Source organism: Actinacidiphila acidipaludis (assembly GCF_019890725.1).
Classification (GTDB): domain Bacteria; phylum Actinomycetota; class Actinomycetes; order Streptomycetales; family Streptomycetaceae; genus Actinacidiphila; species Actinacidiphila acidipaludis.
Map to the genome: position 1 here is coordinate 56,939 of NZ_JAINZZ010000045.1, position 9,221 is coordinate 66,159.

Here is a 9,221-nt window from a genome sequence, read left to right on the forward strand (position 1 = left end):
CCTCCGGTCATGCCTCCCCGGGCGCCGCAACGGGCGGCGTCCCCCCACTCCCGAGGAGGAAGCTTATGCTGCCATCGGCACCCGTCCCACTGGTGCGCCGTCTGAGGACCTGGGCGCTGAGCGCGGCCGCGGCCGTCGCGCTGGTCGCCGGCGTCCTGGTGGGCGGCACCACGCCGTCACCGGCGGCCGGTTCGCTGCCCTGCGACATCTACGCGTCGGGCGGTACGCCGTGCGTCGCCGCGCACAGCACCACACGGGCGCTGTACGCGTCGTACAACGGCCCGCTGTACCAGGTCAGGCGCTCGTCCGACAACAGCACCCGGGACATCGGGCTGCTGAGCGCCGGCGGATACGCCAACGCCGCGGCGCAGGACTCGTTCTGCGCCGGCACCACCTGTGTCATCACCGTCCTCTACGACCAGTCGGGCCGGGGCAACAACCTCACCCAGGCGCCCGGCGGCGGCGCGGCCGGCGGCCCCGACAACCTCGCCAACGCCACGTCCGCGCCGACCACGGTCGCCGGCCACAAGGCGTACGGCGTGTTCGTCGCACCGGGCACCGGCTACCGCGACGACCACACGTCGGGCATCGCGACCGGCGACCAGCCGGAGGGCATGTACGCGGTCCTGGACGGAACGCACTACAACGGCGGCTGCTGCTTCGACTACGGCAACGCCGAGACGAGCAACAACGACACCGGCAACGGCCACATGGAGGCCATCTACTTCGGCAACATCAAGGTGTGGGGCTACGGCGCGGGCAACGGCCCCTGGGTGATGGCCGATCTGGAGAACGGACTGTTCTCCGGCGTCAACCAGCACTACAACGCCAACGACCCGACGGTGAACAACCGCTATCTGACCGCCATGGTCAAGGGCGGCCCCAACCAGTGGGCCATCCGCGGCGGCAACGCGCAGTCGGGCGGCCTGTCGACGTACTACAGCGGCGTGCGGCCCAACGTCTCCGGCTACAACCCGATGCACAAGGAGGGCGCGATCATCCTCGGCATCGGCGGTGACAACAGCAAGGGGTCCGCGGGCACCTTCTACGAGGGCGTGATGACCTCCGGCTATCCGTCGGACACCACCGAGAACGCGGTGCAGGCCGAGATCGCCTCCGTGGGCTACGCCAACGGGTCCTCCGGCACGGGCGGTCTGACGCCGGGCCAGCGGCTCTCGCTGCGGGCCACGACCGCGTGCTGCACGTCCGACTACCTGCGGCACGACGACGCCGACAGCAACGTGGTCATCTCCGCGATCTCCTCGTCCAGTCCGGCGACGGACAAGGCCGACGCGACCTGGATCGTGCGGGCCGGGCTGTCCAACAGCGCCTGCGTGTCGTTCGAGTCCGCCAACGACTCCGGCCAGTACCTGCGGCACTCCAACTTCCAGCTCCGTCTCAACGCCAACGACGGGACCTCGCAGTTCGCGCAGGACGCCACCTTCTGCCCCCAGGCCGGCAACAACGGCCAGGGCCTGTCCTTCCCCGCCGTCAACTACCCCGACCACTACATCCGGCACTACGACTACACCGTCTACCTCGCCACGAACGGCGGCCCCAACGCCTGGGACAGTGCCACGGCCTGGAGCGACGACACCAGCTGGGCCGTCGCCCAGGCCTGGGCCTGACCTCCCCGAACCTCCCCGCCAGGGGTCGCACCGCCGAAGCGGTGCGGCCCCGCACGCTTGCGGCGACCCCGTCGGTGAACGGCGCGGCACCCGGCCGTGGCCGCAAGGAAATCCGGTCGACAACACCCGGCACCACACGCTGGGATGGCCTGCGACGGCCCGACGCCCAGAGGCGGGCCCGCACCGCACAGGAGTGGTTCTGACAACCGAGGCGGCACCCGGCCGAGCCCGTCCCGCGATCGACACCGCGCTGGTCAGGGCGCTGGTCGCCCGGCAGTTCCCGCAATGGGCGGACCTGCCGCTGCAGCGGTTCGAACCGGCCGGCTCCGACCATGTGATCCACCGGCTCGGACCGGAGTTCGCGGTGCGGCTGCCGTGCCACGCGGGGGCCATCGGCCAGGCCGCCAAGGAACTCACCTGGCTTCCCCGGCTCGCGCCGCATCTTCCGCTGGCCGTTCCCGAACCGCTCGGGGTCGGCACCCCCGACCTCGGCTACCCCTACCCCTGGGCCGTCTCGCGATGGCTGGACGGTGAGGTGGCCACCGTCCGGGCGCTCGGCGCGTCCACCGCGGCCGCCGTCGAACTCGCCGAGTTCCTGCTGGCGTTGCAGCGGGCCCGCCCCGCGCCCCGGCAGGACGCCGACCCCGGCGACGGAGCCCTGGCCGTCCCGGCGCTCGCCGAGCGCGACGCGGACATCCGGACCGCCATCGCCCGCCTCGACGGTCTCTTCGACACGGCGGCGATGGACGCGCTGTGGGACGCCGCACTCGCCGCCCCGGCGTGGGACCGCCCGCCCGTCTGGGTGCACGGCGACTTCCACACCGGCAACCTGCTGACCACCGGCGGCCGGCTCAGCGCGGTCATCGACTTCGGCAGTCTCGGCCGGGGCGACCCGGCTCCCGACCTCACCGTCGCGTTCAGCCTGATGTCGGCGACCGCCCGAGCCGCCTTCCGCGCACGGCTGGGGGTGGACGACGCGACGTGGGCCCGCGGCCGGGGCTGGGCCCTGGCCGGCGCGGTCAACGCCCATGTGTCCTACGCCGCCGTCAACCCCCGGGTGGCCCAGGCGACCACCCGCCAGATCACCCAGGCACTGGCCGGATAGCCGACCCGGGCCGTCCGCGTCGGGGCGTTCAGCTCCCGCCCTGGGCACGGGCGACCCGCTCGGCCAGCGACTCCACCGACGTGGCCACCACGGCCGGGCTGGAGATCATCGTGAGGTGACGCGCGCCGGGGATGAGCGTCGGCGGCGGCGCGCCGACGCGGCGGGCCGTCTCCGCGGGGGTCTGCCGGGAGAAGACGTCGTCCTGGGCGCCGAACACCACCGACTTGGGCACGGCCACCGCCGACAGCCGGGCCACCTGCGCGGCCGGCAGCCCCGGCACCCCCTCCCCGAGCATGGTCCACAACGCCCCCTCGGCGCCGGCGACCTGCAGCGGGCGGCGCCACCGGTCCACGCCCGCGGCGTCCAGCCGCGGGCAGGCGGGCCCGCACTGCGCGTCGTAGAGCCGCCGGATCAAGGCGTCGGTGCTCAGCCCCAGCCGCAGCAGTGTGGTGCGGTAGGGGTCGATCAGCACGTACTTCAGCGCCTTCGGCGGCCCGGCGCCCGTGTCGAGGGCGTCGCCGTCGAGCAGCATCAGGCCGCCGATCCGGCCGGGCGACCGCAGGGCCGCCTCGGCGGCGACCGCCGCGCCGCTGGAGTGGCCGACGAGCAGCGGCCGCGTGGCGGCGTCCGTGCCGCCGAGGTGCATCGCGTCGAGGAACCCCAGGAGCTGACGGGTGAAGTGCCCGACCGTGTACGGGCCGCGGCGCTCGCTGTAGCCGTCGCCCGTCAGGTCCAGCGCGTAGACCCGGTGGTCACGGGCCAGCAGCGGCGCCAGCCGCGACCAGGTGTCCACGGTCTCGAAGGCACCGTGCACCAGCACCACCGGCGATCCGGTCGTGCCCCAGACCTGGTAGCGCGTCCTGATGTCCGCGGCCTGGACGTAACGCAGGCCCGGCGGGGGAGCGGGGCGTCCGGACGTCACCCCGTTGTACGCGAAGGACGCGGCGGTGAGCGCCACCCACACCAGGGCGCAGCACAGGGCGATCCGGCGGACCCACCGCCTGAGCCGGGGCCGCCCCGGCCCGGATGCGCCTTCGGCCTCGGCATCGGGCCGCGCTCCGTCGGGGCCGCCGGCCGCCGGGTGGCCGGAGCGCCCGCGGCCGACCCGGAACGCCCGCCGCAGGCCGGCACGACCACGGACCAGGGTCTCCCGCACTCCGGACCGGGCCGGCGCGCCGGACCCGCCCTCCGTACTGTCGCCGTCGCCGCGCCGGGGCGTCAGGGTGCGGCTCACGACGCGACCGCCCCCGAGGTGTGCGGGGAGCCGGGCGCGGACGCGGCGGCGGGGGAGGAGGTCAGGGGGATCGGCATGGCACTCAGCATCGTACGGCCGCGGCCGCCCGGCATCGTGCTCAGGAAGTCACCGCCCCTACTCCCACGGCAGTACCCGCCCGCGCCTGTCAGGTGAGGACCGCGCGCAGCCAGGCGGCGGTGGAGGCCAGGGACGCCCGGCCGTCGAACCGCTCGTCCTCGTGACCGGCGTCGCCGAGCAGTTCGAAGCGGCTGTCCGCCCCGGCGTGGCTCAGCGCCTGGTGCAGGGCGAGCCCTTCGGACCAGGGCACGATGCGGTCGCGGTCGCCGTGCGCGACGAGGAACGGCGGCGCCTGCGCGGACACCCGGGACAACAGGCTCAGCGGCCCGGCCCGGCGGGCGAGTTCCGCGGGCTCCGCGGTGCCGAGCAGATCCGCCTCGAACCGGAACGGCAGCAGGCGCGTCTCGATCCCGCTGCGGGCGGCCGACGCGCGCAGGTCCGCCTGCCCGAACCAGTGCACCGCCGCCTGGACGGCGCTGGAGCGGTCCAGGTTGCCGCCGGTCGTGCCCTCCAGGGCCGGATCGTCGGTGGTCAGCGCAAGCAGTGATCCGAGGTACGCACCGGCGGAGGCGCCCCACACGCCGAGCCGCTCGGTGGCCAGGCCCAGGCGTGTCCCGTTGGCGCGCAGCCAGCGCACCGCTCCCTTGAGGTCGTGCAGTTGGCCGGGGAACACCGTCGCGGGGGCCAGCCGGTAGTCCACCGAGGCCACGGTCACCCCGTGGGCGGCGAGCGGGGCCAGCCGCTTCTCGCCGTCCTCGCCGCGGTCCCCTCTGCTCCAGCCGCCGCCGTGGGCGTAGACTACGACGGGGCTGTCCGGTCGTGCGGCGCGGTACAGGTCGAGCCGCAGTTCCGTGCCGCCGGCCGTCGCGTAGCGCAGACCGCGTTCGACCTCGACCGCGTGCGGCCCGCCGGGCCCTCCCGGCCTGCTCCCACTCGTCACACGGTCATCCTAGGAACACCCGCGCCCCGCCGGGCTGCGACGTGCCCGGCGGGGCGCGGGTGCGTGCCCCTGACGGGGCGCGGGGAGGGGGGAGGTGGCTCAGCAGTCGGGAACCACAGTCCCGTTGTTGTCCTTGGCCTCGTCGTTCCCCCAGCGGGAGAGGTAGTAGGCCGACACGTACTGGCCGGCCGGCCCGACGTCGGGGTCGGTCCGCAGCCACCAGTGGTTGTAGGAGGTGCTGGTGCCGATCATGCGGCCCCACACCTTGCAGTAGACGTAGTCGGTCCCCGCGTTCAGCGTGCCGGTCTGCGTGGTGCTGGTCGCCGACGCGTAGACCGGGGCGTTGGCGAAGGTGTCCACCCAGTACTTGGTGGCCGGCGCGGACGCGACGTCGAAGGTGACGTCGACCCAGTCGTTGTCCGTCATGCCCAGGCCGTCCCAGAAGGTGCCGTCGGCCAGGTCGATGCCGGCCGGGTTGGACACCGACCGGCCGAACTGGTCGTGGCCGCCGTTGTAACCGCTCTGGTAGGCAGCCTGGGCCTCCGGTGTGCCCTGCGGGAGGTCACCCCAGGACTGGCGCACCCCGGACGGGTTCCAGTAGTCGTCCGTGGTGTTCCACGGGCCGACGTCCCAGATCGGGGCGGTCTCGCAGCGGCTGCCGTGGCAGACCCGGACCTGGTACGTGGTGCTGCCGTTGGAGTCCAGCAGCCGGCGGGACGGCAGCGCCACGAAGTGGTCGCGGTTCGCGATCACGTGACCGTTCGCGGTGGTGCCGCCGACCAGGCCCTCCCGGGTGGCGAAGACCCGGTAGGTGACGGACGTCAGGGGTGCGGCGCGCGAGGTCAGCGGCGTCGCGGCCTCCGAGAGCCGCACCGCCGACACCGCGGGCGCGGGCGCTCCGGCGGGTGCGGTCAGCACGAGGCGGACCTGCACGGTGCCGACCGGGGCCGCGAAGGCGACCGTGGCGCCGTCGGCGGCGGTGGTCCACTGGCTCCACACGCCCGAGGCGTCCTGCCCGCGGATGTCGGTCTCCACGGTGGAGCCCTGGGGGTGCGTCGCGCTGGTGTCCACGGTCAGCGCGCCGACGGTGCGGCCGAGGGCGGAACTCGGCGCGGTGTACTCGGCGTACGAGCGGCCCGCCGGCATCGCCGCCGGGTGCGCCCGCAGGTCGCGGACCGTCAGGCGGCCGCCCGCCACCGCGGTGTTGCTCCGGTCGGCCGTGGCGGCCCCTAGGTCCACCGACCAGCTCGTGCCCGCGCGGGCGGCGGCGGGCTCCGGGGCGGTGCGCGCCTGCACTGCGCCCTGCAGCAGCAGGGAGCCCGTCAGGGCGCCCAGAGCGGTCAGTACGAGAGGGGTGCGTCGCCTCGCCACGTGCATGGGCACCTCGCAGCTTCCAATTCGTCCGGCGGGGAGTGGATGCGTGAAATCGTTTTCTCAGCCGAGCCGGAGGGAGGCTATCCACGGCCGGAAGCGCGCGGCAAGACTTGACGCATACATGGCAGTAGCGTGCCAGGGGCCGGGCCCGGGGGACGGGTGGGCCCGGCCGCCGGCAGGGCGGTCGGATCAAGCGGGCGTCAGCGGGGCTGGACCTTGAGGGTGGCCGCCCGGGCGGAGTCGGCGACCATCGGCGCGACGTAGCTGGTGTACCGGCTGTACTTGCTGCGGTAGGCCGCGTCCAGGCGCTGGTTGACGACCGGGTCGCGCTCCTCGGTGAAGGTGACGTCCTTGGCGATGTCGCCGCTGGTGATGCGGCCGGCGTGGCTGGAACGTGCGGCCTGGTACCAGACGCCGCCCTGACCGCGCCAGGACCGCACGTACAGCTCGTCACCGTCCCGCACGACCCAGATGGTGGTGGGCGGGCGCAGGTCGCCGTCACTGTCCAGCGGGGCGACGTCCAACTCGTCGCTGCCGGAGATCCGGTCGAGTTCCGCGGCGGTCCAGGCGGTCATGGGACTTCCTTCCATGGGGACGGGGCTCCTCCCCGTGATCGGCCACAACCGGGCCGCGCGCAAGCCCGGACGGTCCGTGCGGGTCGCCCGCGCGGGCCATCCGGGTTCCCGCACCGGCCGCCGGGGGTCCGGGTCGTGCCGGGGCGGTGCGGCCTGCCCGGCCCTGGCCCGCGCCTCGCCGAGGGGCGACCGGATGGCGCGACGCCCCCGCACGAAGACGGCGCCCAGCGCCGTCGGTCAATGCGCGGTTCCGGTCAGATCGAGCTTGAAGCCGACGTGGGTGGGACGGAAACCGAGGCGCTCGTAGAAGCGGTGCGCGTCGGTGCGGGAGGCGTCCGAGGTCAACTGGACCATCGAGCAGCCGCGTTCACGGGCCCGCTCGACGCACCACTCGATCAGGGCGCTGCCCAGACCCGTACCGCGGGCCGTGCCGCCGATCCGCACCGCCTCGATCTGCGCCCGGGTCGCACCCCGGTGGGACAGGCCCGGCAGAAAGGTGAGCTGCGCCGTGCCGATCACGGCGTCCTCCCGCTCGGCCACCACCAGGAGGTGCTGCCGGTCGCCGTCGATCTCGGCGAAGGCCGTCTCGTACGGCGCCAGGTCGCCGGGCGACTCCCGCGTCCGCCCCAGCGCGTCGTCGGCCAGCAGCGCGACGATGGCGGGCACGTCGGCGGCACGGGCCCGCCGTAGGGTGATCTCGTTCATCCCCCCACCCCATCACACCGCTGTCCCCGCCTCCCCGGTGCCCACCCCTCCGGCCGCGATGCGGTAGACCTGGGCATTCATGCGGGGCGGACAGGGGAGTGGGGGCGGCGTGCAGCAGGCGGCGACGGGGGCATTGCTGGGGCTGGCGTTCGGGGACGCGATGGGTTTCCCGACCGAGTTCAACGGCATGGCGGGGATCGAGGCCAAGTGCGGGCCGTGGCGGACCATGGCCCTGCCGCTCTCCTCGGGCCTGGCCTGGGTCACCGATGACACCCAGATGACGCTGGCCCTGGGAGAGGGGCTGCTCGACGCCCTGTCCGGCGGCCCGTTGACGGCGGAGCGGATGGAGCCGCCGGTGCGTGACCGGTTCGTCGCCTGGTACTTCTCGCCGGACAACAACCGGGCGCCGGGGACGACGTGTCTGCGGGCCTGCGAGGCGCTGGACCGAGGAGGGGCCTGGCAGGACGCGAGCCAGATCGGCTCGAAGGGTTGCGGGGCGAACATGCGCGTCGCGCCATTGGGTCTCGTCCCGGGACTCGACGCACGGCAGCGCTCGGGTGCGGCCCAGTTGCAGGCGGCGCTGACGCACGGACATCCGACGGCGCTCGCCGCGAGCGATCTGACCGCGGAGGCCGTCCGGATCCTGGCACAGGGGGCCGAGCCGGACGAGCTGGTGCCGGCGCTGCGGGCGCACGCGGTGAAGAGCCGCGAGGACTACCGGGCCGACTGGCTCGGAGACCTGGCCGACCGGGCGCACGACCCGGACCCGGTGGCGTTCGCCGCGCGCGGCTGGGACGAGTGCCTGACGGTTCTCGACCGGCTGGAGGCCGCGCTGGCCGCTCCCGACCCGGAGGCCGATCCGTGCCTGGCCACCGGCGCCGGGTGGGTGGCCGAGGAGGCGCTGGCGACGGCGCTGTACTGCTTCCTGATGCTGCCCGAGGAGCCCCAGGCCGTCGTGCGGCGGGCGGCGTACTCGTCCGGCGACTCGGACTCCATCGCGGCCCTCGCGGGCGCCTTCGCCGGGGCCCGCCACGGTGCCGAGGCGTGGCCTGAGGAGTGGGTGCGGGCCATCGAGTACCGCGAGCGGCTGCTGGCGCTGGGCCGGGCCTGGGACGCCTGACGCACTGTCATCCAGTCCCACACTGGGCTCCGAAAGTTTCGCAGTGGGGAGTCGCGCCTTGATCCCCTGTCTCCGCCGGGGGGAAATTTCCGAACGGTAGTCTGACGTCCCGTCAGCCCTGAACTGGGACTATGTCACACTCTCGTCTCCGCAGGGCGTTCGATCGTTTCGCTGAGATTGCCGAAACCGTTGACACCCGCCGGGGCCGGATCAACACTGGGCGCCGTCGACAGAGCTCACTCTCCGTCGATCCGGATCAGCACGTCGTGATCCACCGACCGGCCGCCGGGCGCACGGCGGGCGGTCGCACCCGGCGCCATGCACGACCCGGCACGCGGCGGCCGCCGCCCCCTGACACCGGCGGCCGCGCCGCTGGACCGTGGCGCCTCCCCCCACCCCCCATGAGGAGGAAGCATGCGCATGGATCACGTCTCTGACCGTTCCGGGAGTCGCAGAGGCGGC

At 74.1% G+C, this 9,221-nt stretch carries 8 protein-coding genes; 3 read left to right on the forward strand and 5 right to left on the reverse strand.

Going from position 1 to position 9,221, the window contains the following annotated elements; translation table 11 throughout:
- The first annotated feature begins 65 nt into the window (after positions 1-65).
- Both K7862_RS27275 and K7862_RS27280 read left to right on the forward strand, forming a co-directional pair.
- Positions 66-1,628 carry an alpha-L-arabinofuranosidase B gene (locus tag K7862_RS27275; protein WP_222967174.1) on the forward strand — a complete coding sequence of 521 codons (1,563 nt, stop codon included), beginning with the start codon at positions 66-68 and terminating at the stop codon, positions 1,626-1,628.
- Positions 1,629-1,821: 193 nt separating this feature from the next.
- On the forward strand, positions 1,822-2,733 hold the full coding sequence (locus tag K7862_RS27280; protein WP_308012215.1) for an aminoglycoside phosphotransferase family protein: 912 nt from the start codon (positions 1,822-1,824) through the stop codon (positions 2,731-2,733).
- A gap of 28 nt (positions 2,734-2,761) precedes the next feature.
- Here the strand turns inward: K7862_RS27280 and K7862_RS27285 are convergent, their stop codons facing one another.
- The 5 genes from K7862_RS27285 to K7862_RS27305 all read right to left on the reverse strand — a co-directional run bounded on the left by K7862_RS27285 (position 2,762) and on the right by K7862_RS27305 (position 7,639).
- On the reverse strand, positions 2,762-3,967 hold the full coding sequence (locus K7862_RS27285; RefSeq protein WP_222967175.1) for an alpha/beta fold hydrolase: 1,206 nt from the start codon (positions 3,965-3,967) through the stop codon (positions 2,762-2,764).
- 166 nt (positions 3,968-4,133) lie between these two features.
- Complete coding sequence (locus K7862_RS27290; protein WP_222967176.1) at positions 4,134-4,985, reverse strand: alpha/beta hydrolase; 852 nt, start codon at positions 4,983-4,985, stop codon at positions 4,134-4,136.
- Positions 4,986-5,084: 99 nt separating this feature from the next.
- Positions 5,085-6,362 (reverse strand): DUF8814 domain-containing protein, encoded by a 1,278-nt coding sequence (locus K7862_RS37850; RefSeq protein ID WP_372461687.1) that lies wholly within the window; start codon positions 6,360-6,362, stop codon positions 5,085-5,087.
- A gap of 197 nt (positions 6,363-6,559) precedes the next feature.
- On the reverse strand, positions 6,560-6,934 hold the full coding sequence (locus tag K7862_RS27300) for a DUF2255 family protein (RefSeq protein ID WP_222967177.1): 375 nt from the start codon (positions 6,932-6,934) through the stop codon (positions 6,560-6,562).
- Positions 6,935-7,171: 237 nt separating this feature from the next.
- Positions 7,172-7,639, reverse strand: coding sequence for a GNAT family N-acetyltransferase (locus K7862_RS27305; RefSeq protein WP_222967178.1), 468 nt, complete (start codon positions 7,637-7,639; stop codon positions 7,172-7,174).
- A gap of 79 nt (positions 7,640-7,718) precedes the next feature.
- Between K7862_RS27305 and K7862_RS27310 the strand changes: the two genes are divergently transcribed.
- On the forward strand, positions 7,719-8,759 hold the full coding sequence (locus K7862_RS27310) for an ADP-ribosylglycohydrolase family protein (RefSeq protein WP_222967180.1): 1,041 nt from the start codon (positions 7,719-7,721) through the stop codon (positions 8,757-8,759).
- Positions 8,760-9,221: the final 462 nt, after the last annotated feature.

Coding starts and splice junctions, on each gene's coding strand:
- K7862_RS27275 (WP_222967174.1), top strand. CDS start 66: ATGCTGCCATCGGCACCCGTCCCACTGGTGCGCCGTCTGAGGACCTGG.
- K7862_RS37850 (WP_372461687.1), bottom strand. CDS start 6,362: ATGCACGTGGCGAGGCGACGCACCCCTCTCGTACTGACCGCTCTGGGC.
- K7862_RS27300 (WP_222967177.1), bottom strand. CDS start 6,934: ATGACCGCCTGGACCGCCGCGGAACTCGACCGGATCTCCGGCAGCGAC.
- K7862_RS27305 (WP_222967178.1), bottom strand. CDS start 7,639: ATGAACGAGATCACCCTACGGCGGGCCCGTGCCGCCGACGTGCCCGCC.
- K7862_RS27310 (WP_222967180.1), top strand. CDS start 7,719: ATGCGGGGCGGACAGGGGAGTGGGGGCGGCGTGCAGCAGGCGGCGACG.